General features: G+C 27.4%; 13 protein-coding genes. 9 read left to right on the top strand and 4 right to left on the bottom strand.

The window, feature by feature from the left end; translation table 11 throughout:
* Nucleotides 1-145 precede the first annotated feature (145 nt).
* Nucleotides 146-1291 (bottom strand): SLC13 family permease, encoded by a 1146-nt coding sequence (locus tag OW763_RS01210; RefSeq protein WP_268039241.1) that lies wholly within the window; start codon nt 1289-1291, stop codon nt 146-148.
* 305 nt (nt 1292-1596) lie between these two features.
* On the opposite strand from OW763_RS01210, the gene OW763_RS01205 reads away from it, so the two are divergent.
* Nucleotides 1597-4515, top strand: a complete 2919-nt coding sequence (locus tag OW763_RS01205; RefSeq protein WP_268039240.1) for a DEAD/DEAH box helicase — start codon at nt 1597-1599, stop codon at nt 4513-4515.
* Nucleotides 4516-4626: 111 nt separating this feature from the next.
* Here the strand turns inward: OW763_RS01205 and OW763_RS01200 are convergent, their stop codons facing one another.
* Nucleotides 4627-5553, bottom strand: a complete 927-nt coding sequence (locus OW763_RS01200) for a DUF6414 family protein (protein ID WP_268039239.1) — start codon at nt 5551-5553, stop codon at nt 4627-4629.
* Between the two features lie 212 nt (nt 5554-5765).
* Nucleotides 5766-6164: a (deoxy)nucleoside triphosphate pyrophosphohydrolase gene (locus tag OW763_RS01195; RefSeq protein WP_268039238.1), complete on the bottom strand. Its 399-nt coding sequence runs from the start codon at nt 6162-6164 to the stop codon at nt 5766-5768.
* 250 nt (nt 6165-6414) lie between these two features.
* On the opposite strand from OW763_RS01195, the gene OW763_RS01190 reads away from it, so the two are divergent.
* The 8 genes from OW763_RS01190 to ablB all read left to right on the top strand — a co-directional run bounded on the left by OW763_RS01190 (nt 6415) and on the right by ablB (nt 16131).
* Nucleotides 6415-8103, top strand: coding sequence for an NAD(P)H-dependent oxidoreductase (locus OW763_RS01190; RefSeq protein ID WP_268039237.1), 1689 nt, complete (start codon nt 6415-6417; stop codon nt 8101-8103).
* A gap of 457 nt (nt 8104-8560) precedes the next feature.
* The gene (locus tag OW763_RS01185) at nt 8561-9106 is read left to right on the top strand and encodes a PadR family transcriptional regulator (protein ID WP_268039236.1); all 546 of its coding nucleotides are present in this window, start codon (nt 8561-8563) and stop codon (nt 9104-9106) included.
* A gap of 109 nt (nt 9107-9215) precedes the next feature.
* Nucleotides 9216-9881, top strand: a complete 666-nt coding sequence (locus tag OW763_RS01180) for a response regulator transcription factor (protein ID WP_268039235.1) — start codon at nt 9216-9218, stop codon at nt 9879-9881.
* Nucleotides 9878-10891: a sensor histidine kinase gene (locus tag OW763_RS01175; protein ID WP_268039234.1), complete on the top strand. Its 1014-nt coding sequence runs from the start codon at nt 9878-9880 to the stop codon at nt 10889-10891. Before OW763_RS01180 ends, OW763_RS01175 begins: the two co-directional genes overlap by 4 nt.
* 149 nt (nt 10892-11040) lie before the next feature.
* A complete protein-coding gene (locus tag OW763_RS01170; RefSeq protein ID WP_268039233.1) occupies nt 11041-11808 on the top strand; it encodes an ABC transporter ATP-binding protein in 768 nt (255 codons plus the stop codon).
* Nucleotides 11798-13765: an FtsX-like permease family protein gene (locus OW763_RS01165; protein ID WP_268039232.1), complete on the top strand. Its 1968-nt coding sequence runs from the start codon at nt 11798-11800 to the stop codon at nt 13763-13765. Before OW763_RS01170 ends, OW763_RS01165 begins: the two co-directional genes overlap by 11 nt.
* A gap of 211 nt (nt 13766-13976) precedes the next feature.
* Nucleotides 13977-15296, top strand: coding sequence for a lysine 2,3-aminomutase (gene kamA / locus OW763_RS01160; protein ID WP_268039231.1), 1320 nt, complete (start codon nt 13977-13979; stop codon nt 15294-15296).
* Complete coding sequence (gene ablB, locus OW763_RS01155) at nt 15286-16131, top strand: putative beta-lysine N-acetyltransferase (RefSeq protein WP_268039230.1); 846 nt, start codon at nt 15286-15288, stop codon at nt 16129-16131. Before kamA ends, ablB begins: the two co-directional genes overlap by 11 nt.
* A gap of 130 nt (nt 16132-16261) precedes the next feature.
* On the opposite strand, the gene OW763_RS01150 is transcribed toward ablB, so the two are convergent.
* Entirely contained in the window at nt 16262-18760 is a 2499-nt protein-coding gene (locus OW763_RS01150) for a 3-keto-alpha-glucoside-1,2-lyase-like domain-containing protein (RefSeq protein WP_268039229.1), read from the bottom strand.
* Nucleotides 18761-19181: the final 421 nt, after the last annotated feature.

Raw genomic sequence — 19181 nt, 5'->3', positions numbered from 1 at the left:
TTATTGTATGTATTTACAAATAATTTAAGTGTACAATAGAGAGAACATCATCCATTTATCGAGATTACATTTTAGAGTTTTAAACATATATTTTTTATGGTCAAAATAAATATTAGCAATAGCTTTAAAAAAAAGTAACTAAATATTAAAAAAAAGAAATGAAATCTATGAAATATATTAAAGGTATAAAGAGTATTAGTCCTATAATATTATAAAAAGTGAACAATTTAAGATATTTTTTATTTTCGGAAGGATACTCTTTGGAATAAAGTTTATAGGAAATTAAACTGGCCATAGATGCAATTAAAGATCCCATTCCTCCTATATTAGAACCTAGTAAAAGTTCTTTATAGTTATTAGTAAATGGAGATATTAATATAGTAGAAGGTACATTACTTATAAACTGACTTGTTAATATTGAAAAAAAGTATGTGCTTTTGGGGTTATTTAGAATACTAGACAAAAAATTCTTAACAATATCCATAGATGATATATTACCAACAAATATAAAGAATGCAATAAATGTGCATAGTAATGAATAATCTACTTTTAACAATAGTTTTTTATTTAATACTAAAACAACCAATAATGTCAGAATGAATGAAAACCTATAATCTATAATATGAAATACAGAGAGTAATATAATTATAAATAGCATATAAAAACATAGTACATGCATGTTGTTTTTAATAGAAACATGTGATAAGTGAAGTGATACAGAGTTATTATCAGTTCTAATAATAATTATGCCTAGGAATATTATAGATAATACAATAATAGGTATCATAATCATAAAAAAATTAATTGGTTTAATATTATAAAAAGAGTAAATATAAAGGTTTTGAGGGTTTCCCATAGGGGTCAATGAACTTCCCAAATTAGCAGCTAGCGTTTCATATATTACGAGACTCAAAGTATTAATTTTAGTTTTCTTTCCAATGATTAATGCAAGTGGTACAAATGTTATCAATGCAACATCATTTGTAATAAACATAGATGAAGTAAAAGTAATAGATATAAGTACAAAAAAAATAACTCGATTACTTTTGCATTTAGTGAGCAAAAAAGTGGCTATGTAGTCTAATACATTAAGATGTTTAAAAGCTGAAACAACTATCATTAAATTAAACAAAAGTATTAGCACTGTAAAATTAATGTATTGAAGTTTGGGTATAGATATAGTGGATGAAACAATAGCAAGAAGTGTGGTTATTGTCAATACTAGTTCTTTTTTTAAAAATAATATTATATTATTGATATTTGAGTTTTTAAATATAATTAAATTCTGCATACTAGAGCTCCTAAAGTTAGTTATTATAGATTTATCATTAATATTATATTTACATTTAATAATAATTGCAAGTTGGTAAAAACAAAACTTGTTTTACATTATTGTCATATACATTTTTACATTTAAACATATTTTTTCATTCAAATTTGCTCCAAATCATGTTAAAAGCTATAATATGAACATAAGAAAATTATAGATATAAAGTAATATATTTGATATTAAACTATAAATTGATATTAATGGACTTATGTTATTGCAAAAATATATAGTAAATGTTTATTATAAAAATAAGGTGAGATAATGAAATGATAAAGGCAAAAGAAAACATAGATATAGAAAAAGAAATAGCAAATCTAAGTGAGAAAACTGATAATCAAATTGTACCAAAGGATATTGAATTAAGTGATAAAGAAGAATGGACAAGCAGTAATAAACTGATAGTAAATTCAGATAAAGGAAATCTTTTATATGAATTACAGAAGTCCTTAGATGAATGTGAAAAATTTTATTTTAGTGTAGCTTTTATAAATTATAGTGGAATTCAACTTCTATTAGATAAATTCAAGGAGTTAGAGAAAAAAGAAATTAAGGGAAAAATAATTACATCAACTTATCTTAATTTTACTGATCCAAAAGCTTTAGAAAAAATAAAAAGTTTCAACAATATAGATTTAAAAATATTTATAACAGATAAAATAGGGTTTCATACAAAGGCTTATATATTTGAAAATAAAGATAATTATAAGATTATTATAGGATCGTCTAATATAACTCAAAGTGCGTTAAAGAGTAATGTTGAGTGGAATACACAGGTTATATCCAAAAAAGATGATTATTTTGTGCAGGATGTAATTAAGGAGTATGAAAATCTATGGAATTGTACTGAAATAGTTGATGATGATTTTTTAAATAGATATTCAAGCTTTATAAAAGAATTAAAAAAGATTGAAAAAATTAAAAAACAAAATTTCATTAATTTTAAGCCTATTACTCCAAATAATATGCAAAGTAGAGCTATGGAAAATCTAGCTAGATTGAGACAACATGGAGAAGATAGGGCATTAGTTATAGCAGCTACAGGTACTGGGAAAACATATATGTCTGCTTTTGATGTTAAAAATTTTAATCCAAATAAAATGCTTTTTATAGTTCATAGAGAAGAGATTTTACGAAAAGCAAAAGTTACATATGAAAATCTAATTAATGACAACAAAAAGTCTATGGGGTTATACACAGGTAATATAAAAGAAAAAGATGTGGATTATTTATTTTCAACTATACAAACAATGTCAAAGCACTTTAATGAATTTCAAGAAAATTATTTTGATTATATAATAATTGATGAAGCACATCATGCAGCAAGTCCAAGTTATCAGAGGGTGTTAGATTATTTTAAACCTAAATTTCTTTTAGGTATGACTGCTACACCTGAAAGAAGTGATTGTGAAAATATTTTTGAATTATTCAATAACAATGTTGCGTTAGAAGTGCGATTGCATGATGCACTAGAAGATGATTTAGTAATTCCATTTCATTATTTTGGTATTACAGATATTGATGGGGTGGATTTAAGTAATGTTAATATAGATAATATAACTGAGATAACTAAAAGACTAAAGGTTAACGAAAGAGTTGACTTTATTATTGATAAAATGAGGTTTTATGGACATGATGGTGAAAAGTGCAAGTGTGTAGGCTTTTGTGCAGGTGTTGAACATGCTGAGTATATGAGTGCACAATTTAACAAGAGAGGTATAAGGAGTGTTTGTTTAACAGGAGAAAATTCTGTAGATGAAAGAGCGGAATATATTAAAAAACTTGAATCTGATACAGATAAGCTAAAAGTGATATTTACAGTGGATATATTTAATGAGGGGGTAGATATACCTTCTATTAATACTGCTTTAATGCTAAGACCTACTAATTCACCAATTGTTTTTATTCAGCAATTAGGAAGAGGACTACGTAAACATGAAAGTAAAAGTTTCTTAACGGTATTAGATTTTATAGGAAATCATAGAAAAACATTTTTAATAGCAATAGCTTTAAATGGAGCTAGATATTATGACAAAGATAGCTTAAGGGTAGCTGTGGCAACAGGATTCTCAAATTTACCAGGTTGTACACATATACAAATGGATAAAATATCTGTGGAAAGAATTTTAGAGCAGATAGATGGAGAAAATTTTAATGCTATGAAATACCTTAAGGAAGAGTATTTTGAGTTTAAAAAAATGAATCAAGGGAGAAGACCTGAGTTATTATTAGATTATCTTAAGTATGATGGTTCTCCAGAGCCTGTTAGGTTTATCTCAAAAGAAAAAACATATCTTGGGTTTGTAGCAAAGGTAGAAAAGGATGAAAAGCTAAAGAAATTTTTAGAAAATGAAATTTTTTATAAAACAATGAAACAATTATCAAGAAGTTTACCATTAAAAAGAATTTATGAATTTAGTATAATAAAATATCTTTTAAATAATGATAAAATATCTTTCAGCAGTGCAAAAGATGAGATTTTAAAATATATAGAATATGTTGACGATGATAGTGTTAGACATGCACTAGAATGTTTAAATCAAGATTATTATGATAAAGGTCAAAAAAGTAGCAACGTAAAACTTTTTAAATATAAAAATGAAGTGCTATATAGAAATGAAGAGTTTAAATGTTTACTAGAAAATGACACTTTAAAAAAATACATAGAAGATATTATAAATTATGGGCTTATAAGATACGAAAAAGAGTTTGAGGGGAAATATTATGGTGTTCCTCATTTAAAATTATATGAACAATATCAAATGATAGATGCTGCGTTACTTTCTAATTATAGAAAAATTCATAGTTCTTTTAGAGGAGCTGGATTACTTGTTAATGGAAATGAATACTTTTTGTTTGTAGATTTGCATAAAGAAGAAGATATAAAAGAAAGTATAAATTATAATGATAAGTTTATTAATAGAAAATATTTTCAATGGCAAAGCCCTAATAATACTGCAACAACTTCGGATAGAGGTAAAAATATAATATTTAACCAAGAGAGAAATATAAATCTTCATTTATTTGTTAGAAAATACAAAGAAATTGATGGAAAGGTAGAGCCATATATATACATAGGAAAAGGTAATACTGTAGAATATCATGGTGAAAAACCTATAACTGTTAAGCTGGTTCTGGAGCATGAAATTCCAGTTAAGTTATATACTGAATTTAATAAAAAAGTATAGTTTAAGACTAAAACTATACTTTTTCACTTTGCATTGTTAAAAAATATTTGGGGATGTGTTTTTGAGGATAGTTATTTTTGTTTTCCATTATTCTTATATACATTTTTAAATCTAAACATATATGCCCATTGGAATTACCTGTATAGCTGGTCCTGTTATTTCTGTTATTATATTTTCAGGTATAACTATATTATTTTCCTTTAGTATATCTAAGTAAGGATCTAATGATTTTATGTAATCTTTATAATAATCCTGCATACCTGTTTTATCTAACAAGCAGATACTGTCATTATTGTTTATACATCTTAAAACTTTACACAATACTTTACAGGAAAAATTTGAGTTGTCATATATGTTTCTACTATAAAAACACTTTTTATCAATATTTAATACTGCTTTACATTTATTAAATTGCATTACAATATTATCTGAATCATTCATTTCCAATAGTTTTTTAAAATTTTCAAGTTGCCTTTCTATTATAGTATAATTAGTAAGAGAATTTTGGGTTTCTGTATTTTTTAATAATTTATCTAGTTCTTTAGAATCATATTCATGTATAATATTTATTAAGTTTATTATTCCGTTACAGGTTGACTCTGATGTAATTTTTGAATCAAATTCCACATATTCTCCTGACTGGATATTATTATTAATAATATCTAGTTCTGTAATATGCCTTAGCATATTTGTATTTATCATAGTATTTCTCAAGTCATGAAATAAATAAAATTTAGTATATATTTTTTTTATTGTTAATTCGTTTTTATTAGCATGTTTATCATCTAATGTTCCAGAAGAATCATCTGTTGTAGTTTCTGAAAGGTCCTTTGTCTTATTATGATCTTTATTATTGTTTGATACTTTATGATCGTTAGAGTGTTGATGTTTACAATCTTTTGATATTTTTAAAGAATTACTTTTGTCTTTCGTAGATTTTATAGATTTACTTTCAATATATCCATCTATTACTATAGGATATATTGAAAGTAATAATTTTTCATTTAGATAAATAGGCATATAAATTAAATTATTCAAAAAATAGCCTGATTTAATTAACCAGACTCTTCACCTACCTTATATATTAGTAAATCTTATATATATATATTCTATAAAATATTAAATTATTATGAGTATTAGAGTTTTAAACATATTGTATTTTACATCCATTATAATGCATGTTACTTAAAATTAAATGATTTTATGGGATTTTTCTATATACTTGTATTAAGTAATACACAAGATTAAAACTATACTTTTTCACTTGCTAATTGTTTTACTGCAGGAACATCAGCTGGTGCCCATCTTAAGGACTCAAGATTTTCTCTTTTAAGCCATATAATCTTAGAGTGCTCGTCAGCAGTAGGTTTACCATCTTTAATTTTACATTTGATTGTTATTAGGTTTACAGTAAACTTTTCATATTCATGGGTATTATCATTAAATATTTCTTTATATTCAATAGAACATTTCAATTCTTCTTCAATTTCTCTTACTATAGCTTGGGCAAAATTTTCATTTGCTTCAACTTTTCCACCAGGAAATTCCCACATGTTAGGAAGTGTCATTTTAGGAGAACGAAGAGCACATAGTATTTCATTATTATCATTTTCAATTATTGCACCGACAACTTTTAGTGATTTTTTCATCTTAAACACCTCATATGATAGATTAGCATATGAGGAAGAAAATATCAATTTTTGCTTTAAGAATATCTAAAGAATTTCGAAGTTTTAGTAAAAAATTCTTGCATTCTTATATTCCACATGTATAATATAATATATGTGGAATATAAGAATGCATCTATTAAAAATTGAGAGAGATTATTTTACAGCTATATCAATATTCAGTGGGCTGAAGAGGCCTCTAGTTAATTGAATCAGAGGAGTGGGTAATAAATTGAAAAAAATAACAGTTGTTAATGGAAGTCCTAGAGGAAAGCATGGAAATACAGCTAAAATAATTGATAGCTTTTTAAAGGGTTATCAATCTGTTGAATTAGAAAGTCAAATAGAGTATATAGAACTTCACAAGGAAAATATAAAAAATTGTATAGGATGTTTTAATTGTTGGACTAAAACTCCAGGAAAATGTATACACAAAGATGATATGGAGAATTTATTACAAAAATTAATTGATTCAGACTTAATAATATGGGGAACACCTATATATCATTATGGTATGACATCAATTTTAAAAACATTTGTTGAAAGAACATTACCTTTAGCGGAACCATTTATTGTTGAAAAAGATGGTGAATATACTCATCCAGTAAGATATAAAAGAATTAAAAGTAAAAACATAATTATTTCTAATTGTGGTTTCCCTCATTTTAGCAACTTCGATATATTAAAAGAATCATTTGATAAAATTACAAAAAATAATGTAGATGAAAGTATTTGTTGTGTAATGGGTGAATTATTATCACAAAATACTATGAAGGGACGTTTAAAGTGGTATTCAGATGCTTTGGAACAAGCTGGAAGTGAATATGCTAGAAATGGAAAAATTGAATCTAGTACAAAAGAAATTCTTAATCAACCTTTAATTCCTGTTGATGATTTTATTGAAATTGCAAATTTAAGCTGGGATATTAATAATGACGTAGAAACTGAAATTATGACAAATGTTGATGAAAGAGCACAAAATAATAAGCAACAAAAGGGACTTTCATATCTGAAGCTTATGAGACAAAGCTTTGTCAGTGAGAATGCTAAAGGAATAAATTCCATACTTGAAATTGAGTTTACAGATTTAAAAGAAACGCATCATTTTATAATCAAAGATCAAGTATGTGAGTTATATGAAGGTGCCAGTAATTCTTTTACAACAAAAATTATAACTACTTATGATATATGGCTTAAAATTTCAAATGGGGAACTAGAAGGTGCAAAAGCTATGATGGATGGCCTTTATCGTATTGAGGGAGATCTGAATTTCATGATGGCTATGGGTAAAATTTTTGGATCAGATGATTCAAAAGAAGCTAGTGAGTCAAAGGAAGAGTCTAAGAAGGATAAAATTCTGGGAATAAAAGGACAAAAATGGATGGGAATCACCTTTATACCTTGGATTATATCATGGTCATGTATTACTTTTAGTACTTTCTTTGGTGTTTGGATTCCGTTGCTGCTTAGTTGCTTAATAGTAACTGCCAAGAAAAAGCATAAAGAAGTTACTTATTTTGAGCAAATGAGTTTTCAATATTTTGGTATACTAGCAATAGTTCAAACTGTTGGAAGTTCATTACTTAAGTCAGATGGCACCCTTATCAATTATTTTGCTATAGCTTTAATATGGGGTGCTTCACTGTTCAATGAAACACCACTGACATCTGACTATTCAAAGTTTAATTTTAATGGGAATATTAAAGAAAATATCTTATTTACTAAGACAAATGAAGTTTTAACATTATTCTGGAGTGTAATATTTATTATACAGGGAATTTTGTTTGCTATTTTGAAAGAATTTAGTTTATTAGAATTTACACCAGCTATATATATATTAACTTTTGGTGCATTGAAATTTACTAATTGGTTTTCTAATTGGTATCCTAAATATGTAGCAGGAGGAAGGGTGAGAAAGTAACTTAACCATAAAAAAATTTAATTAATATTAAAGAGATAAAGTTAAAAATTATATGGAGGGATAATTATGAAATTATAACGTAAACATGTATGGCTATCATAAGTGGGTTTGGTGGTTTATCTCTAAGTCGTAGAAGGCGTAGAAAGAGAAAAGATGAAACTGATCAAAATTTTGAAAGTATTAATTTGAATTTTAATAAAGAATAAAGGAAAATTAACTAATGAAAAAGAAATTTTTAACTTTTTTAATGATGTATTTTAATAAACTCTCAAAATATAAAGATGCTGTCTCAAAGTAGAAACTAATTTCTAGAGCGAGACAGCTCTTTTTATAGAAAGAATAGTTTGAGCATTATAGGTTTAATAAAAAATTCTTGTATGTATAATATTCCATATATATAATATAATACATATGGAATATTAGATTATGAGTCGATGAAAAATTTAGGAGGATTAAGATGTCACTAAAACATGGAATACTAGGATTATTGGAATATGGGTCAATGACAGGATATGATGTTATGAAGTTATTTAGTGAATCACTAAATTTCTTTTGGAATACACAAACTAGTCAAATATATCGAGAATTAGATACTCTTGAGAAAAAAGAGTGGGTAACTTCAGAACATGTAGTACAAAAGGATAAACCGAATAAAAAAGTATTCACACTAGCTGATGATGGTAGAAGAGAACTAATTCGTTGGCTCGATGAACATTCAGCGAAGAATACTATGAAAATGCGTGATGAAATGACTATGAGAGTATTTTTGGGGTCAAATGGAGATAAAGATATTTTAAAAAAAGAGCTTATTGAGTATAGACAAATTAACAAAGAATTTTCTAAAAGATTGAAAGAGGCAGAAGGAAAACTTGATTATCGAGAACAATTAACTGGAAAAAAAGGAGAGAAGATATATTGGCTAATGGCAATAAAAAGAGGTTATTTTACAGCTAAATGTAATATTCAGTGGGTTGATGAGTGCCTAGAGCTTCTTGAATTATAAGAGGCTTAATAAATATAAAGAAAAATCCACAAGAAGTATTGAATACTTACTGTGCTTTTTATCTAAGATTTAATTGAGTCTATCAGTACTAATGTAGGAGGATGATGAAATGTCAAAAATATTTATTATAGAAGATGATGTTACACTAAGAGAAGAATTATCAAAGCTTTTAAATACCTACGGATACAAGTGCAGCTATAGTGATGATTTTGAAAATATCGTTGAAGAAACATTAAAATCAAATTCAAACCTAATTCTTTTGGATATAAATCTTCCATATTATGATGGCTATCATGTGTGTAGAGAAATAAGAAAACGATCTTCTGTTCCTATTATTGTTGTAACAAGCAGAAATAGCGATATGGATGAGTTGATGAGCATGAATTTAGGAGCAGATGATTTTATCACAAAGCCTTACAATACACAAATATTACTTGCCCATATTAGTGCTGTATTAAAACGAGCAGAATCAAATATAGATAATCAAATAATTGAGAGTAGCAATGTTATGCTGAATATCTCAAAAAGCATTGTCAGCTTTGAAGAAAAAGAAACGGAGCTTACAAAAAATGAACTAAGGATTTTAACTATTTTAATGAGAAATAAAGGCAATATTGTCTATCGTGATGATATTATGAATGAGCTTTGGCAATCCGATGAATTTATAGATGACAATACGTTAACAGTAAATGTGAACAGGCTTCGCAAAAAACTTGAAGATATTGGTATAAAGGGGTTAATTGAAACCAAGCGAGCACAAGGATATATGATATGAAAATGATAAGCTTTTTTAAGGAAAAAATACCTTTTATATTTTCGCAGGGAATTATTATCATATTTTTGGGAAGTTTGCTGTCAGTAATGAAGATAGGTAGCTTTGCAATAATATTTATGATTATTTGTATAATTTTAATTACTACATCAACATTAATAATAGAATTTTTGTATAAGAGGAGTTTTTATAATAATCTTTATTATACACTAAATGCAATGGAACAAAAACAGTTTATTAGCCAGATGATTGAATCACCTGATTTTATAGAGGGTAAAATTTTAACAGATATTCTGCAGCAAGCAACAAAAGCAATGAATGATGAAATTGCAGGTTATAAAATATCACAGGAAGAATATAGAGAATATATAGAAACTTGGATTCATGAGGTAAAAATACCCATTGCTTGCATCGATCTTATTTGTGAGAATAATAAAAGTGAAGTAACAAAAAGTATAATAGATGAAACACAAAAAATAGATTCTTTTGTGGAACAGGCGCTTTATTATGCAAGAAGTACTAATGTTGAAAAGGATTATTCTATTAGAAATATTAATCTTGAAAGCTTTGTGAAATTAGTTATCAAAAAATATTCTAGACAGCTTATTCAAAATAGAATAGAGATAAAGCTTAACAATTTATGCTATACAGTGTTTTCAGATCCAAAATGGCTTGATTTTATTATAGGTCAGATAATTTCAAATAGCATCAAATATAAAAAAAACCCCTTATCTCTTTCCTTTTCGTCACAAGAAAAAGAAAATCAAATTACTCTCTCTATTTTCGATAACGGAATTGGTATTTGTGAAAAGGATATATCAAAAATATTTGACAAAGGATTTACAGGAGAAAATGGACGTAAATTTGCTAAATCAACGGGAATAGGTTTATATCTTTGCAAAAAGCTTTGCGAAAAAATGCACTTAGGACTTGAAGTTGAGTCTAAAAAAGAAATAGGTACAACAGTAAATATTATCTTTCCAAAGGATAAAACTATATTTTTTGAGTCGTAGAAATACGGCTCATTTTGTTTTCTTACAAAACTGTAAGTTAAATGTAAGCTAAATCTAAGGTGAATTAAGCTTATAACTTATAGAATAATTTTGAAGGATTTATCGGATTAATTTTAACACAAGATAATATAGAAAGGTGAGGACTAATAATGGATATAATTTTAAAGGTACAAAACATTCAAAAATACTATGGCGCAAAAGGTAATATTACAAAAGCTGTAGATAATATAAGCTTTGATGTAAACAAAGGTGAATATATAGGAATAATGGGTGCATCAGGCAGTGGCAAAACCACACTACTTAACTGCATATCTACTATTGACTCAGTAACATCAGGACATATTCATATTGATAACAAAGATATTACTGAAATTAAATCAAAAGCATTATCTAAATTCAGACGTGAAAAACTTGGATTTATATTTCAGGATTTTAATTTGCTGGATACACTTACTGCTTACGAAAATATTGCACTTGCGCTCACTATATTAAAGATTCCAGCAAATCAGATTAAGAAGAGAGTGCAAGAAGTTGCAGAGAAACTAAACATAAAAGATGTTTTAAATAAATATCCATATCAAATGTCAGGAGGACAAAAACAACGTGTTGCTAGTGCAAGAGCAATTATTACTAATCCATCTCTTGTTTTAGCAGATGAACCTACAGGTGCATTGGATTCAAAATCAGCAAGAATGCTGCTTGAAAGCTTTGAAAAACTAAATGATGAAATGAATGCTACTATTTTAATGGTAACTCATGATGCTTTTACAGCAAGTTACTGTAAAAGAATTCTTTTTATTAAAGATGGAAAGATATTCAATGAAATTATTAAAGGAAATGATACAAGAAAAGAGTTTTTTAATAAAATTATGGAAGTAATTACTCTTCTTGGAGGTGACATAAACAATGTTAACTAAACTTGCCTTCAAAAATGTTGGAAAAAGCTTTAAAGAATATGCAATTTATTTTTTTACATTGGCATTTGGAGTATGCGTTTTTTATATGTTTAATTCCATTGAAGCTCAACAGGGAATTATGGAAGTTACTAAAACACAACATGCTGCAATGAAGACTCTGACACAAGTACTGAAATATATTTCTATATTTGTTGCTATTGTTTTGGGTTTCCTGATTGTATATGCCAACAACTTTTTTATTAAACGCCGAAAAAAAGAGCTTGGTATTTATCTTGCACTTGGTATGGAAAAAGGTAAAATTTCAACTATTCTTGTTTTGGAAACCTCAGTGATTGCATTGTTTGCTTTGATAATAGGACTTATTTCAGGTGTGTTTTTATCACAGTTTATGTCAGTATTTACAGCAAAAATATTTGAGGTTGACTTAACTGCATACGAGTTTGTCTTTTCTAGAGATGCAGTAGTAAAGAGCATTTTATATTTTGGGGTTATATTTATAACAGTTATAGTATTTAATACTGTGGCGATTTCAAAATATAAACTTATTGATTTGATTTATGGTGATAGAAAAAATGAAACTTTGAAAATTAAAAATATAAAGGTTTCATTTGGATTATTTATTATATCTCTTATGTGTTTAGGCGGTGCATATTACCTTATTATAAAAAATGGAATGATGGATTTAGACTGGATGTTTACTGGTTCAATCATACTTGGAACAATTGGAACGATTTTATTTTTCTTTTCTCTCACAGGATTTTTAATAAAGCTGATACAGAAAAATGAAAATCTTTATTTTAAGAATTTAAATATGTTTGTTTTAAGACAGCTTAACAGCAAAATTAATACAAACTTTGTATCTATGTCTGTAGTTTGCATTCTTCTGCTATTAACTATAGGAATATTTTCTACTGGGCTTAGTATGGAAAATATACTTTCTACTGATTTGAAAAAATCTGTTCCATTTGATTTCACATTTCATGCAAAGTTTGAGGAAACACCAAAATCTATTATTGATAATCTTCCAAAAGAGATAAAAGGAAGTGAATACATTAAGGAATATGATGAATATATTGAATATGCAGCAAAGGGTATATACTTAGAGGATACATTTGAATATGCCTCAGAAATGCGAAAAAACCAGGTTAAACATTCTATGGAATTTATCAGCTTAAAAGATTACAATGAGATTCTATCAATGATGGATATGAAGCCTTTAACATTAAATGAAAATTCATATATTATTGTGTCAAATGATGAAATGATTTTGCCGAAGCTTGAAGAAGGAGTAAAAAACAACTTTCCTATTGAGATTGCTGGTAAGAAAGTATTTCCAAAAGGAGAAGTTCAAAAAAGTTCTATTAATAATTTTTCACCAACATATTTTGTTGTTGATGATAGCATAATTTCTTATATGAAGCCAAGTTATGTGTATGCCAATATGGATTGCTTTAATTTAGAAGGAGCAATTGAGTTAGAAGATAAACTTTCTCAATATATGAAAGCAGTAGATCATAAAGAATGGAGTTTTAGCTATTTTATTTCAAAAGCAAAAATATATGAGCAATCTATATCTACAAAAGCTTTAGTTTCTTTTCTTGCAATTTATCTTGGATTTGTATTTTTAATTACAAGTGCAGCAATACTGGCACTTCAACAGCTTTCCGAAGCTGCTGATAACAAGAAAAGATACGATTTGTTATTAAAACTTGGAGTAGATAGAGGGATGATTAATAAAGCACTTTTCATGCAAATAGCCTGTTACTTTGTATTACCACTGAGCTTGGCAGTTGTTCATTCTGTTGTGGGTTTAACAGTTGCTCATGATTTGATTGAATATTCTGCTAAAGTAAATATTTTAGGAAGCATATTTCTTACAGCAGGATTTGTTGTTTCAATTTATGGTGCATATTTCATTGCCACTTTTATGGGGAGTAAAAGTATTATTAATAAGTAAATACTTTATTAATAATATATAGTTAAAGATGAAAGTTGATTAGATAAAAGGATTAAAGAGAAGACTATGAAGAGAGCTAATATAGCTTAAAACTTCATAGTCTTTTTTTATGCTCAAAGTATACTTTAATACCTTTAATTACTAAGTAATCAGAATAGATTTCTATATAACTGTAATAATAAAAATGAGACTATATGGTAGGAGGTTAACAATGCAATTAGTAGGAGAAGAAAAATTAAAAGAGCTTGAAGAAAATTATAAAAACAAGAGTCTTTCGTATTGGAAAGATTGGAAATGGCAAATTAAGAATTCAATAACTAATATTAGTACTTTTGAGAAACTTTTAAATATAAAATTTAATGATGAAGAAAGAAAAAAACTAGAGGAAATTACGTCAACATTCCCTCTTTCTATAACTCCGTATTATCTATCATTAATTGATTCAGAAGATTATAAAAATGACCCAATATTTTTACAGTCTTTTCCGTCTATAAATGAATCATTAGTTGGAAATCATGAAATGGCAGACCCACTCCATGAAGATAAAGATAGTCCAGCTCCTGGAATAACACATCGCTATCCAGATAGAGTGTTATTTCATATAAGTAATGTTTGTGCCATGTATTGTAGACACTGTACAAGAAAAAGAAAAGTGGGAGATGTATCATCTATTCCTAATAGAGAGGAACTAAAAAAAGGGATTGAATATATAAAGAATACTCCTCAAATAAGAGACGTTTTATTATCAGGAGGAGATGCATTATTATTAAGTGATGAAAATTTAGATTGGATATTAACTGAGATTCAAAAGATTCCTCATGTAGAAGTGATTAGAATAGGTTCTAGAGTACCAGTAGTTCTACCATATAGAATAACAGATGGATTAGTAGAAGTGTTAAAAAAACATAATCCTGTATGGGTAAATACTCATTTTAATCATCCAAGAGAGCTTACCAAATCCTCAAAGGAAGCACTTAGGAAACTAGCAGATGGTGGTATACCACTTGGAAATCAAAGCGTTTTGCTGGCTGGAGTAAACGATTGTCCAGAAATTATTAAGAAGCTTTGTCAACAATTAGTTAAAAATAGAGTTCGTCCATATTATTTATATCAATGTGATTTATCAGAAGGGTTAGCTCATTTTAGAACTCCTGTTTCTAAAGGTATAGAGATTATGGAACGTATGATTGGTCATACAAGTGGATTTGCAATTCCAACATATGTAATTGATGCTCCAGGTGGAGGGGGAAAGATACGAGTTATGCCTAATTATCTCATTTCCTCTGCACCAAATAAAGTTATTTTAAGAAATTATGAGGGTATAATTACATCATATAAAGAACCTGATAACTATAAAAATCCTGATTGCAGTAAAGGCTGTGAGGAGTGTAAGCTCCTTAAGAATACAGATGAATCTGATGAATATAGAGCTGTAGGGATAGAGAAACTTTTAATGGATTCCAATGATACCATATCGTTGATTCCCAAAAATAATAATAGATTACAAAGGCGAGAAGATAATGAAGATTAATTATGATAAAACAGAGAAAATAGGTAATTCCATAATTAATCATGGCAAATATAATAATAGGATTTATTTAATGAAATTAGATAAATGGGATTTTCAAAATATAATACCAGTTTTAGATGATATGGTTAAGAAAAATCAATATACTAAAACATTTGCTAAAATACCGTATTCATTAAAAGGTGAGTTTATTAAGTCAGGATATATTGAGGAAGCTGCTATTCCTAGATTTTATAATGGTATTGAAGATGTGATTTTTGCTAGTAAATATTTTAGTGAAGAAAGAGCTAGTATAAAACAAGAAAGTGAAATGAAAAAAATTATTGATATATCTTGTGCAAAAAATAAAATTAAGAAACAAATAGAACTTGGAGAAGAGTACCAGTTTCAAATTTGCCAATTAAATGATATAGAACAGATATGCAAAGTATACAAAGAGGTATTTGAAACTTATCCATTTCCTATTCATGATGAAAAATACATAGAAAAAACTATGAATGAGAATTTTATTTATTTTTCTATAAAATACAAAGAAAAAATTGTATCTTTAGCATCTACAGAAATGGATTATTCATCTAAAAGTGTTGAAATGACTGATTTTGCTACATTACCTGAATACAGAGGAAATGGTTTTAGTACATTTTTGCTCTCTAAAATGGAAGAAAAAATGAGAAAAAATAGTTTTTTTACTGCATTTACTATTGCAAGAGCTATATCATATGGCATGAATATTACTTTTGCAAAATCCAACTATGAATATGGAGGCACGTTAATTAATAATACTAATATTTCTGGTGATTTGGAAAGTATGAATGTATGGTATAAGAGTTTATACTGATAAATTTCAGTTGAAAAAGTTCTAAGCTTTAGGAAATAATCTAAAGCTTAGAACTTTTTTATTATCAGTTGTTTTGATTAAATTAATAAATGAATTTTAAGATTTATTTTAGTTAGTGTTGTTAATTTACTTATTTTTTAATAGGTGTTATTTCAAGATTATCGAAAAAGGCTATATTATTGTATGCATCATATCCAATAGAACCATTTGCAAATGATGAATCATTTACATCTATCATTAAATTACCATTTAAATATACTTTAATATTATTTCCTATTGCTAATACTGTAAGTTTGTATTGTAATCCTTGTGTTATAGTAGTATTAACTGTTTTGATTCTTTTCCAGCCATAGTCAGTTTTCCCTAAGAATATCTGACCTTTTCCATTATCACCTATTTTTATAGCTGCCAAATATCCTTGAAATTGATTGTTAGGAGCCTTTATATTGTTTATTCTAAATTCTAGTCCTGCATTACCATTTTTATCAAGTGTAGTTACAGTAGTAGATGCTAAAAAGTCAGAATAAGTATTATCTTCTAGTGTAGATAAAGAGTTAGTTTTGTTTCCTGTTATACATCTTAATTGTGTAGAACTAGTGCTTTCATAATAATCCCAATTACCACTATAATATTCCATGCTAGGTTTATTACTAGAAAAATTATATTCAATATTGTCTACAGCTGTTTGTTCTGCTATAACAAGATTGTCAAAAGTAACTTTGGTATTCCATACATGATAACCAATGTAACCATCTCTATATGAATCATCATTTACATTAATCATCAACTTATCATTTAAATATACTTGTATAGTAGTTCCCACAGCTACTACTTTAAGCTTATATTCTTTACCTTGGGCTATAGTTGTTTTAACATTTTTTATTTGTTTCCAACCGAAATTGTGTCTACCTAAAAATACTTCACCTGTTCCATTATTGCCTGCAGTTATACCTGCCATATAACCTTGGAATTGATTTTTATTAGCTATAACATTATTAATTCTAAATTCTAGACCTGCATTACCTGTACCGGATACACTTATCATAGTTTCTGCTGCAAAATCACTATAATTATTTTCATCTATTATAGCTAATCCGTGTCCATTAACAGGTGTTTGACATACTAATTGTCCTTCGTTTCTAGTTGAATTATTGAACCATGTTTCACCAAAACATTTTATTTTTGGTGTATTGCTTGAAAAATCATATGCAGTAGTTTTTAATATAGTGTTAGTATTAGTATCGGTAGCATTGTTAACTGAATTATTTAATTCTGATGCTGAATTATATTTTTTAACTAATATTTTTGCATCTGAAATTTCTGCATAACTTTTTACTTGTATTTTCCCCTTTATTTTTCTTATTTGTTTTGTAAGCCAATTAGTTCCTCCAATAGCTTGAATAGCAGTTCCTACATAAGGTATTTCCCCAATAATATACTCAGTAGTAATAGCTGATGTATCATGCTCTCCACCAAATTTATCAAGGGCATGCTTATTAAGAACTTTAATAATCTTATCCCTAGTATCATTGCTAATAGGGTTACCAATAGGTATAGCTCCATTTATAGCATCTTGTATTCCATTTGCAATAAGTCTTACTGGATCGTTAGGTTTATTAAATTTATTATTATATGAAATTCTTATTTTATCAATATTATTATCTATTCCATTAAGCTTTGCTTCAAAAGCAATTTCTTTTCCATTAAGTGCTTTTTTAACAACGGGTACTTTAGTTTCTTTTCCATTCTTAGTTATAGTACTTACAGCTATCTTAAAATCATCTCTTGAGCCATATTTTACGCCAGTAACAACAAGTAGTAAATTACTTTGAAGATTACTATTTTTATCTATTGGAATGTCATAATGTGCACTAAATCCTTCTAGACAATTTTTTGATTTAATTGCGTCTGTGTATGGATTTATGTTTACAAAATCTTTATTACTGATGACATTATTGAGTACTTTTGCAACTGCATTTCTATACAAAAAAGAACCAGGGAATAAATCTGCAACAGCTCCTCCTATATTATCTCCATCAACTCCAGAAACAGTTTCAAGTATAAAATCTATAATATTCTCTGATAAATCTGATTTTTTAAGTTCATTTTCAAGTTTTATATAGGCACTAGGAGAGAGTTTCTTTTCTTTCACATTATCAAGATAAGTAAAAGAACCATATCCAGGATTAAACACATTGAGCATTTGAGATTCATCTAAGTTAAGAACTGGGAGAGCAGCAAGTTCACTTTGTGTTTTATTACCAGAAAAATTATCTTTTGTAAAATCACCAATATCTTTAATAGCCCCTTTGCCCCATTTACCTACATCTTTTATAGCCCCTTTACTCCATTTGCTAATATCTTTTGTGGCCCCTTTACCCCATTTACCTACATCTTTTGCAGCATCCTTTGCAGCTTTACTTACATCATCTGCAACATCTTCTGCAGCATCTTTTACAGCTTCGCTTGCGTCCTTTGTAGCATCTTTTACATCTTTTACAGCACCTTTAGTCCAGTTTTTAGCCTTTTTTATTGGGTTCCAAGCAAATGCATAAGATGTAGGTGCAAGAGAAAAAAACATAGTTAATACAAGTCCTAATGCTATTGAACCTTTTCGCTTTTTTAACATAAAAATCTTCATTCCTTTCGCTGTGCTTAATGCACAAAATTTAATAAAAAAGATTAACTTACAAATATTGTTAATAATGATATAATTATAAAGAATATAAGCATAAACACGCAACTTTTGCTAGTGTAGTGCTGTTTGTAAAAAGCGAAATTTTTAATAGTTTGAATTATAGAAGATGATAAGAAAAGAAAATTCTGAAAATTAACTTTGATTTAATATAAATAGAATTATTTTTTAAAACATTAAAATTTTGAAGTAAAGAAAATATCAAAAAAACATTACTGAATGTAAGTTAATCCATATTTTAAGCTTTAAATAGAATAAGCTTACTATCATGTTAATTTATAAATTTATGATAGTCAAGAAAAATATTGATTTATAAGAAAATATAGTAATTTATAGTATTTAATACCATAATAAG

Origin of the sequence: Clostridium aestuarii, assembly GCF_026735135.1 — a bacterium.
Taxonomy (GTDB): domain Bacteria; phylum Bacillota; class Clostridia; order Clostridiales; family Clostridiaceae; genus Clostridium_H; species Clostridium_H aestuarii.
The sequence above is the reverse complement of the archived record's forward strand: the minus strand, read 5'-3'. Positions and strand labels throughout refer to the sequence as shown.

Excerpts from the sequence above, each read along its gene's own strand:
- OW763_RS01210 (WP_268039241.1), bottom strand. The coding sequence starts at position 1,291 with ATGCAGAATTTAATTATATTTAAAAACTCAAATATCAATAATATAATA.
- OW763_RS01205 (WP_268039240.1), top strand. The coding sequence starts at position 1,597 with ATGATAAAGGCAAAAGAAAACATAGATATAGAAAAAGAAATAGCAAAT.
- OW763_RS01195 (WP_268039238.1), bottom strand. The coding sequence starts at position 6,164 with ATGAAAAAATCACTAAAAGTTGTCGGTGCAATAATTGAAAATGATAAT.
- OW763_RS01185 (WP_268039236.1), top strand. The coding sequence starts at position 8,561 with ATGTCACTAAAACATGGAATACTAGGATTATTGGAATATGGGTCAATG.
- OW763_RS01180 (WP_268039235.1), top strand. The coding sequence starts at position 9,216 with ATGTCAAAAATATTTATTATAGAAGATGATGTTACACTAAGAGAAGAA.
- OW763_RS01175 (WP_268039234.1), top strand. The coding sequence starts at position 9,878 with ATGAAAATGATAAGCTTTTTTAAGGAAAAAATACCTTTTATATTTTCG.
- OW763_RS01170 (WP_268039233.1), top strand. The coding sequence starts at position 11,041 with ATGGATATAATTTTAAAGGTACAAAACATTCAAAAATACTATGGCGCA.
- OW763_RS01165 (WP_268039232.1), top strand. The coding sequence starts at position 11,798 with ATGTTAACTAAACTTGCCTTCAAAAATGTTGGAAAAAGCTTTAAAGAA.
- kamA (WP_268039231.1), top strand. The coding sequence starts at position 13,977 with ATGCAATTAGTAGGAGAAGAAAAATTAAAAGAGCTTGAAGAAAATTAT.
- ablB (WP_268039230.1), top strand. The coding sequence starts at position 15,286 with ATGAAGATTAATTATGATAAAACAGAGAAAATAGGTAATTCCATAATT.
- OW763_RS01150 (WP_268039229.1), bottom strand. The coding sequence starts at position 18,760 with ATGTTAAAAAAGCGAAAAGGTTCAATAGCATTAGGACTTGTATTAACT.